This is a genomic window from uncultured Campylobacter sp. (genome assembly GCF_938045225.1).
Classification (GTDB): domain Bacteria; phylum Campylobacterota; class Campylobacteria; order Campylobacterales; family Campylobacteraceae; genus Campylobacter_A.
Genome location: NZ_CALINL010000011.1, coordinates 1 through 16447, shown reverse-complemented (window position 1 = coordinate 16447; position 16447 = coordinate 1). Strand labels below are relative to the sequence as shown.

At 49.7% G+C, this 16447-nt stretch carries 19 protein-coding genes and 1 tRNA gene; 15 read left to right on the top strand and 5 right to left on the bottom strand.

Translation table 11 applies throughout. From position 1 onward, the window contains the following. Positions 1-40 precede the first annotated feature (40 nt). Positions 41-223 carry a hypothetical protein gene (locus tag Q0200_RS00865; RefSeq protein ID WP_297936695.1) on the bottom strand — a complete coding sequence of 61 codons (183 nt, stop codon included), beginning with the start codon at positions 221-223 and terminating at the stop codon, positions 41-43. A 12-nt stretch (positions 224-235) separates the two neighbouring features. Between Q0200_RS00865 and panD the strand changes: the two genes are divergently transcribed. The 12 genes from panD (at position 236) to Q0200_RS00805 (ending at position 11661) form a co-directional block, all read left to right on the top strand. Next, on the top strand, positions 236-583 hold the full coding sequence (gene panD / locus Q0200_RS00860; protein WP_185898326.1) for an aspartate 1-decarboxylase: 348 nt from the start codon (positions 236-238) through the stop codon (positions 581-583). A gap of 311 nt (positions 584-894) precedes the next feature. Next, positions 895-1581, top strand: coding sequence for an EFR1 family ferrodoxin (locus Q0200_RS00855; protein WP_297936692.1), 687 nt, complete (start codon positions 895-897; stop codon positions 1579-1581). 382 nt (positions 1582-1963) lie between these two features. Next, complete coding sequence (locus Q0200_RS00850; RefSeq protein WP_002947064.1) at positions 1964-2281, top strand: YbaB/EbfC family nucleoid-associated protein; 318 nt, start codon at positions 1964-1966, stop codon at positions 2279-2281. Further along, positions 2278-3489, top strand: a complete 1212-nt coding sequence (locus Q0200_RS00845) for a PDZ domain-containing protein (RefSeq protein WP_297936690.1) — start codon at positions 2278-2280, stop codon at positions 3487-3489. The genes Q0200_RS00850 and Q0200_RS00845 overlap by 4 nt, the downstream gene beginning before the upstream one ends. A 429-nt stretch (positions 3490-3918) precedes the next feature. Next, complete coding sequence (locus Q0200_RS00840) at positions 3919-4758, top strand: polyprenyl synthetase family protein (protein ID WP_366118060.1); 840 nt, start codon at positions 3919-3921, stop codon at positions 4756-4758. A 206-nt stretch (positions 4759-4964) separates the two neighbouring features. Beyond that, positions 4965-6131, top strand: a complete 1167-nt coding sequence (locus Q0200_RS00835; protein WP_297936686.1) for a hypothetical protein — start codon at positions 4965-4967, stop codon at positions 6129-6131. A 169-nt stretch (positions 6132-6300) separates the two neighbouring features. After that, entirely contained in the window at positions 6301-7221 is a 921-nt protein-coding gene (locus Q0200_RS00830; protein ID WP_297936684.1) for a hypothetical protein, read from the top strand. After that, on the top strand, positions 7214-7573 hold the full coding sequence (locus Q0200_RS00825) for a hypothetical protein (RefSeq protein ID WP_297936682.1): 360 nt from the start codon (positions 7214-7216) through the stop codon (positions 7571-7573). The genes Q0200_RS00830 and Q0200_RS00825 overlap by 8 nt, the downstream gene beginning before the upstream one ends. A gap of 119 nt (positions 7574-7692) precedes the next feature. After that, on the top strand, positions 7693-8565 hold the full coding sequence (locus Q0200_RS00820) for a hypothetical protein (protein WP_297936680.1): 873 nt from the start codon (positions 7693-7695) through the stop codon (positions 8563-8565). A gap of 48 nt (positions 8566-8613) precedes the next feature. Continuing rightward, positions 8614-10527 carry a transketolase gene (gene tkt, locus Q0200_RS00815; protein ID WP_297936678.1) on the top strand — a complete coding sequence of 638 codons (1914 nt, stop codon included), beginning with the start codon at positions 8614-8616 and terminating at the stop codon, positions 10525-10527. Positions 10528-10690: 163 nt separating this feature from the next. Beyond that, entirely contained in the window at positions 10691-10867 is a 177-nt protein-coding gene (locus tag Q0200_RS00810; RefSeq protein WP_297936676.1) for a hypothetical protein, read from the top strand. Further along, complete coding sequence (locus Q0200_RS00805; protein ID WP_297936674.1) at positions 10867-11661, top strand: undecaprenyl-diphosphate phosphatase; 795 nt, start codon at positions 10867-10869, stop codon at positions 11659-11661. The genes Q0200_RS00810 and Q0200_RS00805 overlap by 1 nt, the downstream gene beginning before the upstream one ends. Before the next feature lie 74 nt (positions 11662-11735). On the opposite strand, the gene Q0200_RS00800 is transcribed toward Q0200_RS00805, so the two are convergent. The 4 genes from Q0200_RS00800 to Q0200_RS00785 form a co-directional block, all read right to left on the bottom strand. After that, positions 11736-12398 (bottom strand): metallophosphoesterase family protein, encoded by a 663-nt coding sequence (locus Q0200_RS00800; RefSeq protein ID WP_297936671.1) that lies wholly within the window; start codon positions 12396-12398, stop codon positions 11736-11738. Then, positions 12395-13084, bottom strand: coding sequence for a metallophosphoesterase (locus Q0200_RS00795; protein WP_297936669.1), 690 nt, complete (start codon positions 13082-13084; stop codon positions 12395-12397). Before Q0200_RS00795 ends, Q0200_RS00800 begins: the two co-directional genes overlap by 4 nt. 55 nt (positions 13085-13139) lie before the next feature. After that, a tRNA-Ser gene (locus Q0200_RS00790) sits at positions 13140-13227 on the bottom strand. A 174-nt stretch (positions 13228-13401) separates the two neighbouring features. Further along, positions 13402-14232: a class I SAM-dependent methyltransferase gene (locus Q0200_RS00785; RefSeq protein WP_297936667.1), complete on the bottom strand. Its 831-nt coding sequence runs from the start codon at positions 14230-14232 to the stop codon at positions 13402-13404. Positions 14233-14374: 142 nt separating this feature from the next. Here Q0200_RS00785 and Q0200_RS00780 point away from each other — a divergent pair, with 142 nt between their 5' ends. The 3 genes from Q0200_RS00780 to Q0200_RS00770 form a co-directional block, all read left to right on the top strand. Continuing rightward, the gene (locus Q0200_RS00780) at positions 14375-14515 is read left to right on the top strand and encodes a hypothetical protein (protein WP_297936665.1); all 141 of its coding nucleotides are present in this window, start codon (positions 14375-14377) and stop codon (positions 14513-14515) included. A 175-nt stretch (positions 14516-14690) separates the two neighbouring features. Beyond that, positions 14691-15398, top strand: a complete 708-nt coding sequence (locus tag Q0200_RS00775; RefSeq protein WP_297936664.1) for a hypothetical protein — start codon at positions 14691-14693, stop codon at positions 15396-15398. After that, a partial coding sequence (locus tag Q0200_RS00770; RefSeq protein ID WP_297936662.1) for a Sua5/YciO/YrdC/YwlC family protein occupies positions 15382-16447 on the top strand: 1066 nt, incomplete at its 3' end. The genes Q0200_RS00775 and Q0200_RS00770, both read left to right, overlap by 17 nt.

Genomic DNA, 16447 nt, shown 5'->3' with positions numbered 1-16447 from the left:
TTGAGTAAAATTTGCCTTTGTTTGCGCCTAAATTTCTATTTTACTGCCGAGCGGCGTCAAATTTATCGCAGTTTTTATCACTCGCGTAAATACCTCTAAAATCAAATTTGATCACAAATTTAACTCCTGATTTTATCGCGTCAAGCAAGCAAAAACGAATCGCCGCGGATATATAAAGTTGCTTTTTGCAGCTAAATTTATAGTATAATTTTCCCAAAAACACAAAGGACTGCCGATGAAAATCGAAATTTTATCAAGCAAAATCCACCGCGCGCGCGTGACGGACGCCAACCTAAACTACGTGGGTTCGGTCACGATCGGACCCGAGCTCATCGAGGCTGCGGGGCTTTGCGAGTACCAAAAAGTCGAGATCCTAAACGTCAATAACGGCGAGCGCTTCGCTACATACGTGATTCGCGGCGAGAAAAAGGGCGAGATCTGCCTAAACGGCGCTGCCGCGCGCAAAGTCTGCGTCGGCGACGTCGTCATCATCGTTGCTTACGCGCTTCTTAGCGCCAAAAAAGCGAGAGATTTCGAACCAAAAATCGTGCAGGTAAACGAGCAAAACGAGATCGTAAAATAATATACGCCCAAATTTGCCGCTTCTTTCACAGAACCATTTAAATTTACGTTTTGTGACACATGGTCAAATTCGCGGTAAAATTTAGGCAAAGCACGCGGCAGCTATTTTGCAAACGAACGAATTTTTGAATTTTGCCAGCTTTTGACGTTAAATTTGACGCGGTCGGCAAAATTCCGCGAAATTTGACCAAATTTTGCGCCTGAATTTAAAAGGATTCGCAAAATGATAGCGATTTATTTTAGTTCCACGGGCAACACGAAGCATTGCGTAAAGAGATTTATAGAGCGCCTGAGCAAGGGTATCCTCGCGGTTTGACCCGGGACGAGGACTGCGGCGAGCTACTAAAGCACCACGATGACGTGATCCTCGCCTATCCTGTTTACTTTAGCGACCTGCCGCAGATCGTGCGCGAGTTTATTTGCGAAAACAGCGCGAATTTTCGCGGCAAAAACGTCTTTATCATCGCTACGATGGAGATTTTTAGCGGCGACGGAGCGGGCTGCGCGGCTAGGATCCTAAGGCGGGCGGGCGCGAGGATAACGGGCGGCGCGCACATCAGAATGCCCGCGTTTATCCTCGATGTGGCGATTTTTAGCTATTCGGCGCAGAAAAACGAGCGCGTGATCAAGGAGGCGAACGCTAAGCTAGAGCGCGTCGCGGAGGCATTTGCCGCGGGTAAGCCGCCGCAAGAGGGGCTAGGCGTGCTATGCCGTATCGCGGGGCTTTTAGGGCAGCGGCTATGGATGAAAATTTGGGACAAAACGCCCTTTGCCAGGCGCAAACCTAGCCTTGATCCGGCGCGCTGCAACGGGTGCGGCGAGTGCGCAAAATCCTGCCCGACGCAAAATATAAAAATCACGCACGGCAAGGCGAGATTTGGCGAGCGCTGCACGATTTGCTACAGATGCGTGAACAAGTGCAGGCAAAAGGCGATAACGATCCTCGGCAAGGCGGAAAATCTGGAAAAGTCGGTCGCGGCGAGCTTTAAAGATATCTGACGTGCGCTCGTTTGCACGGGCTCCGACCTCGCGATAGTTTATTTTATCGCGTTTTACGTGCGGCTTTTAAATTTGCCGAGACGATCTTTTAGCCTCGTAGTTTGCCCATTATTTCAGGTAAATTTCTCAAATTTGCAAAAAAGTCCACGCTAGAAAACTACGCAGGCATTCTTGCGGAAGCCAAAACAGATCAAAACTCGCGCGGTTCATATAAAATAAAATTCTATCATCAAATTTGACGGCTTTTCGGACTCAAATTTACCCGTCCATGCTCGTATCCGCCGCAAATTTCAAGGCGGGAACGAAACTTGCATTGCAGGCTTTAAATAAAGTAAATTTAGCTTAAATTGGCTAAAATAACGCGAAATTTGAAAGGATGTTTATGTTTGAGGGGATTGATTTTTCAAAAATGGGACAGATGCTCGAGGAGGCGCAAAAAAAGGCGCAGGAGATCGAGCAGGAGAGTCAAAAGCGCGAATTTAGCGTAAAAAGCGGCGGCGGACTCATCAGCGTCAGGGCAAACGGCAAGGGCGAGGTGCTCGATATCAGCATCGACGACAGCTTGCTAGAGGACAAGGAGAGCTTGCAGATCTTGCTCATCAGCGCGGTAAACGACGTGCTAAAGATGATCGAGGACGACCGCAAAAACGCCGCGTCAAGGATGCTGGGCGGGTTTGCCGGCATGGGGCTAGGGCAATGAAACGCGCAGCTATCTCGCGCCGTTTGGACGCGGTTTTTGGGCTCGCGCGGTTAAATTTCGGCGGCGCTTTGGACGGTGCGGCTTTAAATTCGAACTCAAATTTAGCCCGCAAATTTTGCTCTCCCGTTTTTGCGGTTTTTATGATTTGCGCATTTACCGCGTCGCTTAGAGCCGAGCCGCGCCCGACGCAGGACGATTTTAACGCTTGCTTTGAGAAAAACCTGCCTGCAATGGTAAACGTCGCGGGTAACGGCGGTATCGCGATCGCGTCAAATTTAATCGCCGTGCCTAAAGGCGAAATCCCCGTGAAAAACTACGTCAAATTTGACCCCTATCTGGGCCTTTATCTGGTCGCCTCGGACGTCAAACTCGAGCCTATGAAGATGGCCGACGATAACGCGACGAAAAAAAGCGACTGGGTCAGCGTCACGCGCGATCTAAACGCGACCGTCTACGGCCACGTAAAGGCGCAGGCGCAGGCGCTAGGCGAGCTAGACGTGCTCACGTTTGACGTAAACGGCACGGGCGCCGTGCTAAGTCCGTGCTGCAGGCTGCGCGGTATCGCCGTAGGCGGGGATAAGTTTGTCCCAAGCCGATATCTAAAGCACTTTGCGGCGTATAAAGACGTGTACTACGGCGACGTGGGCGCGGTTTTTGAGGAGCGAGACGGCAAACTCTACGTAAAAAACGTCGATCCGCTCGGACGCGGCGCGGCGCTGATGGCAGGGGATGAAATTTTGAGCGTAAACGGCGAGAAATTTGAGAGCTTGCGCGAGCTAAACGAGAGGATTTTGTTCGCCAAAAAGGGCGAGCGGCTCAAATTTGAGATCAAGCGCGGCGACGAGGTTTTGAGATTTGGCGTAGCAGTTTCGGACGACGCGACCAAAAAAGAGCAAAAAGCGCCGACGAGAGCGGATAAAAAGGCCGCCTCTAGCGACGCAAAGCCTCAGTCCATACCGCAAAGCAGCGATGCCGCGAGCGTGCAAAAGCTCTACGGCATAACATTTGACGAGAAGCTGACGGTAAAAAGAGTCGACGCAGGCTCGGGCGCGGCGAAATTCGGCGTCAGAGTCGGCGACAAGCTGATACAAGTGGGGCAAAAAACGGTCTCAAGCCGCAAAGAAGCGCTAGGCCTGCTTGCTAAAGGCGGCGGTCAAAATTTGCTCTTTAGACGCAACGGCTTTGACTTTTTTTACAACGCGCGGTAGTTTCGGGCGACAAATTTGACGCCTTTGCAGGCTAAATTTGAGAAATTTAGCCTGCACCCGACCAGTCGGCAAAAATAAAACGGAGAATAGATGCAAAATCAAAATTTAGCGGTAAAATTAAAATTTAGCGGCAATGATCAAATTTGCCTTCAAAGCGCGGCAAAATCGTCAAATTTGAGCGAGTCGCGGGCGCTGCCGAAGGATCAAATTTTAGCTCGTAGTTCGCGCGAGAGCTCGTCCCAAAATCGCTCTCAAATTTTAAACTCGACCAAAGCCAAAACTAGCTCCGAAAATCCGACTCAAAGCCTGAAAAACCGATCAAATTTGATCTCGTTAAATGCGGCAAAAGGCTCGTGTTTTACCTCGGGCGCAAATTTACAGCCAAATGCAAACCAAACCGCTCTTAGCGCCGCCGATCAGGACGCGCTTTTGGCCGAGTTTAAGGAGTTTTTGAGCGCGCATTTACCGAGCTCGCCTAGCTTTCATCCGTGTTTTGACGAGGCGCTCTCATACACGCTAAAATCGGGCGGCAAGCACTTTCGCGCTATGCTGGTCGCAGGCGTCGTAGCGGCGGTGCGCCCCGAGCGCAAAGAGGCGGCGTTTCACGTCGCGCTGGCATTTGAGACGATGCACAGCTACTCGCTCATCCACGACGATCTGCCTGCGATGGACGACTCGGATCTGCGCCGTGGGCAGCCTAGTTTGCACGTCAAATTTGACGAAGTGACGGCGATCCTGGCTGGCGACGCGCTAAACACCCACGCCTTTTATCAGATAGCAAGGGCTCCGCTGGATGCGGACGCGCGCATAAAATGCGTCGAGATCCTAAGCCGCAACGCCGGTATCTACGGCATGGCGCTTGGGCAGGCGGTGGATTGCTATTTCGAGAATCAAAAACTAGGGCTTGAGGAGCTAAAATTTTTGCACATCCACAAGACCGCGCGCCTCATCGCAGCAAGCTTGCAAGCAGGCTGCGTCGTGGCGGGGTTATACGAGGCGGAGGCTGCGCATATCTACGACATCGGGCTTGATCTGGGGCTGGCGTTTCAGATCGCAGACGACATCATCGACGCGACGCAAAGCGCCGAAACGGCGGGCAAGCCGACGCATAACGACGGCGCTAAAAACTCATTTACCAACCTTCTTGGCGTTGATGGCGCGGTGCAGGCTAAAAACGAGCTCATCGCAAAGATAGAGTACGAGCTAGGCGGCGTGCATACCGGCATCCGCGCTATCGTGACGGGCCTCATCGACAAGCATCTGCGGTAAATTTGACTTAAATTCGCGTTTTGTTTGGTCAAATTTGAGCAGCTAAATTTGCCGTCAAATTTCGCAAATTTTATCCTTAACTACAAAATGCTATCCGCGTGCTATAAATAAAGTGCCTCCAAACCATGCCGATGCCGCCGTAAATTCGGCAAAATTCGGCGTGCATTTTATGTTATAATCTTTTAAATTTATCAAAAGTAGAGATAATGAAAAAAATAGCCTTATCGCTTGCGCTTTTGTGTGCGGCGGCGTTCGCCAAAGAGTACGACTACATGCTAGCTAGCACCGCGCAAAAAACTTTTGAGGAACCGACTTCTAGCTACGAAACCAAGCAAAGCTACGACGCCAAGGCTCGCCGCCTAGAGCTAGTGAGCAACTCCGAGCTCGCAGACGGCCTAAAGGGCAAACACAAAGAGATCAGCTACTATAACAAAGACGGCAAGATGACGAAATTTGAGGCTTTTAGCTATGATTTTGCCGCGAAAAAATGGATCAAAGTAACCGAATACAAAGCCGACTATAAAAAAGGCGTCCTCACGCAGGAGTCTAGTTCATTTATCAGGGGCGTGCCGGAAAATGCCAGCAAAATCATCACAAAGTACCTAAAAAACGCTAGCGAAGAGATCAGATACGAGCTGGTAAAGGGCAAATGGCAAAAAGCCGCGCTAACCAAAACCGTCGAGAACGCATACGGCGAGAACGAGCTTATAGTGCTTAGCGTCTGGGACGGCAAAAGATGGCAGCCTAAGTCAAAAACGCAGCTGCTCTACGGCGCGGACGGACAGACGCGCGGCTATGAGAGCTGGGACTATGAAAACGGCGCGTGGCGCTATGACGAGATGTCAAAGCACGACTACGACGCCTCTAGTGGCAAAGACGTGACGATAAATCTCATCTGGAACGCCGAGCAAAACGCGTGGGAAAACAACAGCAAAAGCGTCTCGGTCGTAGAGGGCGCAGACTTCGAGACGGCGGCATTTTTGTGGGATAAAGAGCGCAAAGAGTGGACGCAGGAGTACTCCAACCGCAGCATCTACGACAAGAGCGGCGAGCGTCTGCTAACGCAGCGATACGACACGATGGACGGCAGCGAAAAGTTCGTCTACGGCTACAACGAGCGCGGCGATAACGTGAGCGTGGATATCTACGAGCTAGTTAGCGACGAAAACGGCAAAAGATGGGTGCAAAATAAGCGCCTGGAGACGACCTTTGATCCGAGTATATTAGCCGACGACGTCGGACACGGCGGCTCGCTGATGTCTTTTGAGATGCCTAGCAGATACGCGGTGACTAGCTTTAAGCAGTTTGTCGCGGCGGACGGTAAATTTAAGCTCGCCTCAGAGCAGACGTGGAAATATAAAAAGATCAAATGATCTTTTGCTAGCGGCCCAACTGCGGTAAATTTGACGCGGCGAGTCGATCTGATTTTCAGTTTACGCCGTTAAATTTGACGAGTATCCGAACGTAAATTTAGCTCGTTGAATTTTGCTTTCACATCAAATTTGACGCCGTTTGGGCGGCTAAATTTAAAAAGGAGCGAATGTGAGATTTTTTTGGAAAGCGGCGGCGATGGCGGCGATTTGGGCCTTGCCGCTAGCTGCGGCAGGCGAAATTTGCCTAAAAAAGACTATCTATAAAACGCAGGGCGACGCCGTGCCGCGCTACAAATATGAAACGAGCCAAGCTTACGACGCGAAGACTCGACTACTAGAAAAAATCTACGACGAAATCAGCGATGAGGGCAGGCGCAGGACGAAAAGCATTGTTAAATTTGACGAAAGAGGCGAGCGCGAGATAGGCAGCACAGAGTACGAGTGGGACTTTAGAGCCGGCAAATGGCGCAAAGCAGGGTTCTCAAAAATAGAAAGGACAAAGGACGGCGCGTTTGTTTATATCGACACCCGCGGTCAAAACGGCAAACTAAACCAAGGTCAAAAAACCGTCGAAAAGCGAACGGGCGCGACGGAAATCTCTCAAAATTTCACTCTAAAAAACGGCAAATGGATGCCAAATTATCTAACCAAAAGACTTTATGACGAAAACCACAAAACTACGCTCATAACGACCTTTGAGTGGAGCGCCAAAGCCAAAAAATGGACGCCGTACGAAAAATCTATATACCGCTACAACGGCGACGTTTACGCTAGCTCCGAGGGCTATAAGTGGCAGGGCAAATGGGTGCCGCAGACGAAGCACGCTGCCTTTACGGCTGCGGATGGAGCGCGCACCGAGATAAATTTTACGTGGAGCCAGGACGCGTGGCAGCCGCAGGAGAGGACGGTGCAAAAAATAGAGCCAGAGTTTAGGCGTTTTACCGATCTTAGATGCCGCTGGGACGCCGCAAAGAGCGAGTGGAACGGCTGCTACAAAAACGTGCGCGAGGAGACCGAGCAAGGTCGGCTAAAGTACTCCGCATCGTCGTTTTGGCAGGGGGAGTCGCAGCGCTGGGGGGGTTGTGTTTGAAAACGAGCTTAGCTACGACGCGCGTGGCAACCTGATAAAAAATCGCGAGATGTCTGATGGCGAGCGGCGCGAGTACGTCTACGCCTACGACGAGGCGGGAAATAACGTATCCTCAGCGCTTCGCGAGCCCGATGAGAGCGGCAAATGGCGCGAAACGCAAAAGACGGTAAATGTATTTGAACGTGAAATTTTAGCACGCGACGTCATGGACCGCGGCTTCATCGGCGACTACGTGGCCGCGGGCGAAAACGCGATCAAAAGCAGCAAGCAGTATTTTTTAGACGGCGATGAGTTTAAGCTAAACGAGACGCTCGAGTGGTTTTACGAAAAATGCGAGCCGTCTCGTGAATGAGCCCTATATCGTTCAAATTTCGCGCGGCGACGCGATGATATTTGGCTGCGAGGCGGATTTTGGCGTCTAAATTTGACGAGCGGCGGAGTATGGTTTTTAAATAAAATTTAGGAGAAAATATGAAAAATTTGGATGAAATTTTACTCTCTTTCGACGAAAGTACACAAAATGTTTTATTTCTAAACGGCAATGGCGCTAAACACCCGGTTTGGGACGATGCGGACGAGGTTTTCGCAAAGGCGGTGGAGCAAATTTTAGATAAAAGCCTAGGGCTGAAAAAGGGCGTGGACTATAGCAAAACGCCTAAATTTTATGGTGCCCGGCCGCTCGCGTTTATCGGCGTGCATGCGCAGATGATCGGGCGAAAAAGCATAGGATTTTTGCTCACGAGCCGGCATCTTTTGGTTAAATTTGACGCGTCGGCCGCAAACGCGGACGAAGTAGCCGCGGCGTTTAGGCTCGGCAAGCATTCGCCTGACGAGCTGGAAACTCTCGCGTGGCAAGAGCTAGAAAAATGCGAATTTGAAATCGAGGACGAGATGAAAGCGGCGATGAAAACTGCGCTGGAAGCGATCTTGCAGGCAGTTTTAGAGGAGGGCGTTAAGGCCGAGGAGCGCACGATCGCGGATAAAATTTTGGAGCTTGAGCTGGGCGAAGCGCTAAAAACGCCGCTTGACGAGACGAAGCTGCTATCAAAATCGCTTAGCGTCTTTAAGCCCGTCTCGCCGATGCTTCACAGCCTTGACCGCTCGCTTTTTGGTAAGCCTTACGGCGTGATACTGGACGAGCGCGGACTTATTAGCCGCGAGCTGATGGAAGAGCCCGTTTTTAGCTCGTGGCACGAGATCGCAGGCGCGTCCATAACGGTAAAAGATGGCGAAGAGGACGCCATAATAATCGGCGAAAAAGAGCATAAGATACCTTTTGAGCTAAAAGATAAAAAAGAAAATTTCGTCGAGTTTTTAAAATTTACGGCGGCGTTAAAAGCGTAAAATTTAAGCCGAATTTTCGTATAATCGCATAAAAACTAAGGAGAAAAAATGCTAAAAAAGATGGCTGATACGATAAGGTTTTTGTGCGCGGATATGGTGCAGCAGGCAAACAGCGGGCATCCGGGCGCGCCGATGGGGCTAGCAGACGTCATGGTCGTGCTGGCTAAATTTCTAAATCACAATCCTAAAAATCCAAACTGGCTAAACCGCGATAGGCTCGTGTTTAGCGGCGGTCACGCAAGCTCGCTCGTGTATAGCTTTTTGCATCTTAGCGGCTACGATCTTAGCCTTGATGATCTAAAAAACTTCCGTCAGCTAGGCTCCAAAACACCGGGTCACCCCGAGATCCACACCAAAGGCGTCGAGGTCGCGACGGGGCCGTTAGGGCAGGGCGTAGCAAATGCGGTGGGCTTTGCTATGGCGGCAAAATACGCGGCTAATCTGCTAAATGAACCTGAAAACGTCGTCATCGATCATAAAATTTACTGCCTCTGCGGCGACGGAGACTTGCAGGAGGGTATCAGCTACGAGGCCTGTGCGGTCGCGGGCAACCTGCGCCTAGACAACCTCGTGCTGATCTACGACTCAAACAACATCACGATCGAGGGCGACACGAGCATCGCTTGGAGCGAGGACGTGAAGGCAAGGTTCGAGGCTCAGGGCTGGGACGTCGCTCGCATCGACGGCCACGACTACGATCAGATCGAGTTTGCGCTCGAGCAAGCCGCCGAGAAGGAGCGCCCGTATCTCATCATCGCAAACACGCGCATCGCAAAGGGCGCGGGCGAGCTAGAGGGCAGCCACCATAGCCACGGCGCGCCGCTTGGCGAGGAAATTATAAAGGCCGCTAAAATCGCGGCAGGCTTTGATCCTGAGCGCAAATTTGCTATTGACGAGGACGTGCTGATTCGCTTCCGCGCCGCGATAGAAAAGGGCGACCTAGCCGAAGCTCAGTGGAATCAAAAAGTGCAAAATTTAAGCGCCGAGAGCAAAAATATGCTAAACGCGCTGCTAAACCCTGATTTTAGCAAGATAGATTTCCCTGATTTTAGCGGCAAAAAGCTAGCCACGCGCGATAGCAACGGCATCATCATGAACGAGATCGCGCGCGCCCTACCGGGCTTTATCGGCGGTAGCGCGGATCTGGCGCCGTCAAACAAAACCGAGCTAAAAGGCATGGGCGACTTCCCTAACGGCCGCAACATCCACTACGGTATCCGCGAGCACGCCATGGCCGCGATAAACAACGCGGTTGCTAGATACGGGCTTTTCTTGCCGTTTAGCGCGACGTTTTTTATCTTTAGCGACTACCTAAAGCCGTCTGCGCGTATCGCTTCGCTGATGAGCGTTAGGCACTTTTTTATCTTTACGCACGACAGTATCGGCGTGGGCGAGGACGGCCCGACGCATCAGCCTATCGAGCAGCTTAGCACGCTACGCGCGATGCCGAATTTTTACACCTTCCGCCCGGCCGACGGCAACGAAAATACGCTTTGCTGGAAAGCTGCGCTAAATTTACGCGCTCCAAGCGCCTTTGTGCTTAGCCGCCAAGGCCTCGCTCCGCTTGAAAAGGGCGAATTTGGCGGCGTAGAAAATGGCGCTTATCTACTAAAACGCGCGCAAAACGCCAAAATCACGCTAATAGCCAGCGGCAGCGAAGTCGAGCTTTGCGTTAAAGCGGCTGAAATTTTAGCCGCTCGCGGTATCGGCGCGAACGTCGTCTCTGCTCCGTGCTTTGATCTGCTTTGCGAGCAGCCGCGCGAGTACGTAGATCAGATCATAGATCCAGCGACCAAGGTCATCGCCGTCGAAGCCGCAAGCGCGCTGGAGTGGTATAAATTTGCTGACGAGATCTACTCGATGAAGAGCTTTGGCGAGAGCGGCAAGGCGGGCGCATTGTTTGAGTACTTCGGCTTTACGCCTGAAAAGATCGCGGAATTTGCGCAGAAAACGGCGAAGTAAAATTTAGCTTTAAATTTGACGGTTTTAGCTTGAGCTGGATGCGTCAAATTTGAGGACAATATAGCTGTTTTAAGCGCAAATTTGACGACTCTTGACGGGCAAGACCCGCATCAAATTTAAGCGGTTTGCTCGCAGTAAAATCAAAATTAAAAAAAGGGAAATATTGCAAAGATATAGGCAAAAAATAGGGAGATTCGCCGACGAAAACTTCATCTTAAATTTAGTTCGCGGCGCAGGTAAATTTGACGCGCAAAAAGGCTTGAACGAGCAAATTTATGCTCAAGACAAAATCAAATTTAGCGCACAAAATTCGTTTAAATTTAACCAAAAGGCCGCGTGATGGAGCTTTCGCATATCATAGTTTTGGCCCTAGTTCAGGGCATTAGCGAGTTTTTACCGATCTCTAGCTCGGCGCATCTCGTGCTGGTGCCAAAGCTGCTTGGATGGGCGGATCAGGGGCTTGCTTTTGACGTAGCCGTTCACGTAGGCACGCTCGCGGCGATACTTTTTTATTTTAAAGATAGGCTTGCTGGGCTCGTGCGTGATTTTTTCGCGTCTATCGCGCGGCGCGAGAAGGTCGGCGACAGCACGCTCGTGTGGTCGGTCGGCTTTGCGACCGTGCCGGTGGGGCTTTTTGGCCTAGCGTTTAACGACGCCATCGAGCAGTACGCTAGAAACGGGCTCGTGATCGCGGCGATGACGATAATTTTCGGTATCGCGCTCTACGTCGCGGATAAAAAATCAGGCCTAAAAACCGAATACGAAATGACGATCAAGCTCGCTCTCATCATAGGTCTAGCACAGGCGATCGCGCTGATACCCGGCGTTTCGCGCTCGGGCGTGACGATGACGGCGGCGCTGATGCTTGGCTTTAGTCACAGCGCAAGCGCAAATTTCTCGTTTTTGCTCTCGATCCCGGTTATCGTGCTAGCAGGCGGACTCGAGGCAGTAAAGCTGCTAAAAACCCCGGACGCGCTGCCTTGGAGCGACCTTGCTATCGGCGCGGCGGTTAGCGGCCTTAGCGCGTATCTTTGCGTGCGGCTGTTTATGGCGCTGATCGCGCGCGCGAGTATGTTGCCGTTTGTTATCTACCGTATGATTTTGGGCGTGTTTTTGTTTGTGATGTTTTTATGAAAATAGCTAAATTTGGGCTCAAATTTAAGATTTGAAGCCCAAATTCGCTTTGTAAATCCAAAGCGCAAATTTGACTAAGGCCAGTCAAAATTTAGCTTTTCTAAAACCTCTTTTATCCTTTTGTTTCTACTTTCCATGCTATCTTCTTCGCTAAACATCCTGTGTTTGCTATGTTCAAAAGGCGGCAGGTCTTTAACGAAATCGTAAATTTCCTCAAAGCTCAAAATCTTGCCGTGCAGGTCGTAGCTGGCGTTTAGAGCCTTGCCTTTTACGTTTGCGATATTTGCGTGGATGTGGCCGTAGAGCTGGATAGAGCCGTGGTGGCCTGCGTTCCACTCGGCTAGCGGATAGTGAAAGAGCACGAGGCGAAATTTATCCTGTTCGCGATGTACCGTTATCTCTTTGTATTCGCAAATTTCATCAAACAGCGCGTTGCCGTCTTGTTTTTTCATAGCTAGCAACTCGTCTTTATGCTTTTTTATCGCCTCGTCGTGATTGCCCAGTACTAGGACGTGCTTGCCGTTTAGCTTGCTAAAGATGGATATATTTGTCTCCATATCCTTGTGAAAGCTAATATCGCCTATGTTATAAACCGTATCGCAGGGATTTACCCTCTCGTTCCAATGGCCAATAAGCGCGCTATCCATCGCCTCTACGCTAGAAAAAGGCCTAAAACATGGATGAAATTTCATGATATTGCTATGCCCGAAATGCAAATCGGAGGTAAAATAAATCATTTTTGCTCTCTTAAACTCACTTCAAATTTCTCGCCGCTTTTTATCTCCATTATCTCTAGCCTTTTAAAAAACACGGCTCCCACGTCCATAGAAAAGACGTTATTCGCGCGCCTGGTTATTCTATTTTCTTCGCTTGCGACGTGCCCGTGAAATATCCGCTTGCCCGTATTATTACTCTCCCAAAATGGCTCTATACTCCACAGCACGTAGTCCTCGTCCTGCTCCTCTTCGCTTTTGTCGCCGTCAAAGGCCGCGTGGACGAATATGCTTTGCTCCGAGCTCATGACGTGGGGCATATCGTTAATGAAATCTTTGAGCCACGAGAGCGCGAAGCTGTTTAAATTTCGCTTGTAGATCGACCTTTTGGTTTTATCGCCGCCGTTTCTAAGCCAAATTTGATGATCTAGCGAGTCGCCGCCGAAATACCCGTCCATCATCATTTTCTCGTGATTTCCCAGCACGTGGATCAGCGCGTATCCGTTTCTAACTAGCTCGGCGTATCTTTTGTATAGCCCGATCGTATCCTCGCCGCGGTCGCAGCTGTCGCCCAGGATGATTATCAGATCTTTTTTACTCAAATTTATCTCTTTAATCATCAGATTAAAGAGCCCGAGGCAGCCGTGCATATCGCCGAATACGAAAATCCGCGCGTAATCATCTTCGTTTATGTGTTTTATCTTTATCATTTTTAGTTCTTGCGTTAAATTTGTGGAAAATTTTGGGTTAAGTTTTATAAGATTATGGCAGATGGGAAGGGATTCGAACCCTCGAAAGCTTGCACTTTACACGCGTTCCAGGCGTGCTCCTTCAACCGCTCGGACACCCATCTATGAAGCCTGGATTATAGCTAAAATTTAATAAGCGCAAACTTATATTTGAGTTTGATTGCGTTTGATGGAGGCGTCAAATTTGAGCACGCATAAGGGTTTTAGCGTCATAAAGGTGCGGGTTAGGGTGCAAAACCGTCAAATTTGCTGCCAAATTTGGCTTAAATTTGAGCGAATTACCCGCGCTTGCCCAGAGCGAAAACAAACATCCTGCACGCCTCGCGAAACGGCTTTATGTAGCCCAGCATGCGCGCGATAAGCCCCCAGCGGTGTTTGTACATATTTGTCATGGTGCCGATTTCTAGGCACTTTATACGCTCTTTGTTCCATGCCTCGACCTCGTCTGCACCCTCTACGCTCATCTTAAATTTCACGTCTCCTTTCATAAATTTGAGCACGTCGTGCTTGCGCGTGTTTGATTTTGCGGCAAATTTGTTTATCAAATCGGTGAGCAAAAGTCCCTCGAACCGCTCGCTCAAATTTAGCACAAACTCCCGAAATACTGCCTTTTCAAAATACATCGCCACGCCCTCTAGCACGAAAATAAACTTCGCGCCTGCGTGCTTTTTTGCTAGCTCGTCCATCCACGCGGTTTCTAGCATCGAGCACGCTAGGCTGTAGTTTCGCGGCGCTTTTGGCACGAGCTTATCGCGAAGCGCGATGACGTCTGGCAAATCAAGGTCGTAAAAGGTCGCCTCGGGGCAAACGGGAGCTAGCCGCAAAGGCCTGGTATCAAGCCCGGCGCCTACTTGAACGATGACGGCGGTCGGGTGCTCGCGGGCAAATTTAAGTATGCAGTCGTCAAAAAACCTCGCTCGTATCACCGTGCCGACCCTGCTTAGCGTCGAGCGGTCAAATTTAGCGAAATCATAATCTATCTTGCTCACGACGTCTCCCGAAAACGCGTCTTTTAGTATAGGTGTCGTTTCTTGGTTTTCCTTGCTTCTAAAGTATAAATTTATAAGTAGCGTCTCGGAGACCGTGCCCTCAAATTCGATCTTTTCCATACGGCTTTTCCTTTTTATTTTGATAATCTTTATAGAAATTGTAGTGCAAACGGCTTTAAAAAAATATAAAATTTAGCGTTTAACTCGCCGTTAATGCAATGTCGTTTATAATACGGCTTTTAAAAACGAAAAAAGGCAAAAAATGAAAAAAATCCTCATCATCGCAGGCTCATGCAGCAACGGCGGCGCGGGACTGACAAGTAGCCCTAGCAAGCTACGAAAAGCCCGCCGTTACGCTAAAAACGACGGCGATCTACCGCGGCAATCACTCAAGCTCTCCTAGATTTTTTGACGTCTGCGCGGCTAGAGATATTTTTCTCTACGCGCTTTGCGACAAGCTTTTTAAAGCAGGCGTAAATTTTATCGCTTTTTTGGCGCAAAAGCCGCCGTTTAAGGCTACCGTACTTGAAAACGGATATATTTTTAGCGGCTCTAGGATTTATTATTCACGCGCAAATTTGAGTGAGGTAGAGGGCGCCGCGGATAAAAACCTAGCCGCTTTTAATCTCGCAAAAAAAGAATTTGACGAAGAGGGTGGGATAGCTAGGATTTTTTTAAGCAGGTTTAAAGACGATGAAGTTAAAATTTACCCCAAATTTGATGATTTTAACGTCTTAAATTTCGCCTTGCCTGCGAGCTTTGAGGAGCTTTACGCGCAGATAAAGCGCGAGGAGGGCGGCGAGAGATTGCTTCAAAATTACGGCGAAAACTTTAGCCTGCCGCGCGGCGAGCTTTGCTTACAAAACGGCTTTTTTGGGCTATTTTGTATGGCTGGAGCGCTGCTTGGATTTGATAGCGATGTGCAAAAAGCAGGAGAGATTTTACTGCAAAACGCGAGCGATTTTAACGGCGCAAAAGGGCCTAGGCTTGATTTTAAAATGCTAAACAAAACGCATTTTGACGTCGTTAAATTTGCTAGAAGCGGCATGAGCTTTAGGCTAGCAGGCGTCGATGATAGGCTGCTTAGCTACGGATACGCCGAGTCGCTGGCTTATTTTTTGAGCGATTTTTCAGGCGCGCTAAAGCAGGATTTTGGCGTGCAAAACGCGCTGCTTTGCGGTTCGCTTTTTGAGAACAAAACGCTTGCGAATTTGACGTTAAAGCATTTAAAAACGGGCTTAAACGCCAAATTTAGCAAAGAGTTTTTGATTGAAGAGATGTTTTAAATATGAAATTTCAGGCCTGGTTCAAGGTGTGGGTTTTCGCCCCTTTGTTTATAATCTAGCCCTTAAATTCGGCCTTGCGGGCGAAATTTACAACGACGACGAGGGCGTGAAGCTAACGCTTTGCGGACAGGGTGAGCAGATAGAAGAGTTTGAAAAAGCTCTGCACGAGGAGCTACCAAGCCTCGCTCGCATCGACGAGATGCGAAAAACCGAGCTAGAGGACGCGAAATTTGACGAGTTTAAGATAGTCGCCTCAAAATCAGCCAAAAAACACGCGCCTATCTTGCCTGATTTTGCCCTCTGCGCCGACTGCGAGCGCGAGTTTTACGACCCCGCGGACCCGAGGTATCATTATCCTTTTATCAACTGCACCAACTGCGGCCCGAGGTTTTCTATTATCGAGTCGCTGCCTTACGACCGAGCAAACACGACGATGAGCGCGTTTAAGATGTGCGAATTTTGCGGCGGCGAATACAAAAATCCGCTAAATCGTCGCTATCACGCCCAGCCCGTCTCATGCCCAAACTGCGGGCCCAGACTCGCTCTAAAAGACAAATTCGGGCAGGTTTTGGCGCGGGATAACGAAAGCGCAAAGCAGGCGGCGCGGCTCATAAACGAGGGTAAAATTTTAGCCGTAAAGGGACTTGGCGGATTTCATCTGATGTGCCGTTTAAAGGATGATACGGTGGGGCTTTTAAGAGAGCGAAAAAAGCGCCCTAAAAAGCCATTTGCAGTGATGTGCAAGGATCTTGCGCGCGCTAAAAAATACGCTAAAATTTCGCCCGAGGAGCAGCAGCTTTTAAGCTCAAATTTAAAACCGATCGTCGTTTTGCAAAGCTTGCCGGGTGCGCGGGTTCCGTCAAATTTAGCGCCGGGGCTTAATAAAATCGGCATATTTTTGCCATACACGGGCGTTCATCTCTTGCTTTTTGAGTACCTAGAGGGCGACGTCATCGCTACCTCGGCCAACGTCTCTGGCGAGCCCATCATATATGGCGAAAACGACCTGCGAGAAAAGCTGGGCAGCGTGATAGATTTTTACCTAGATA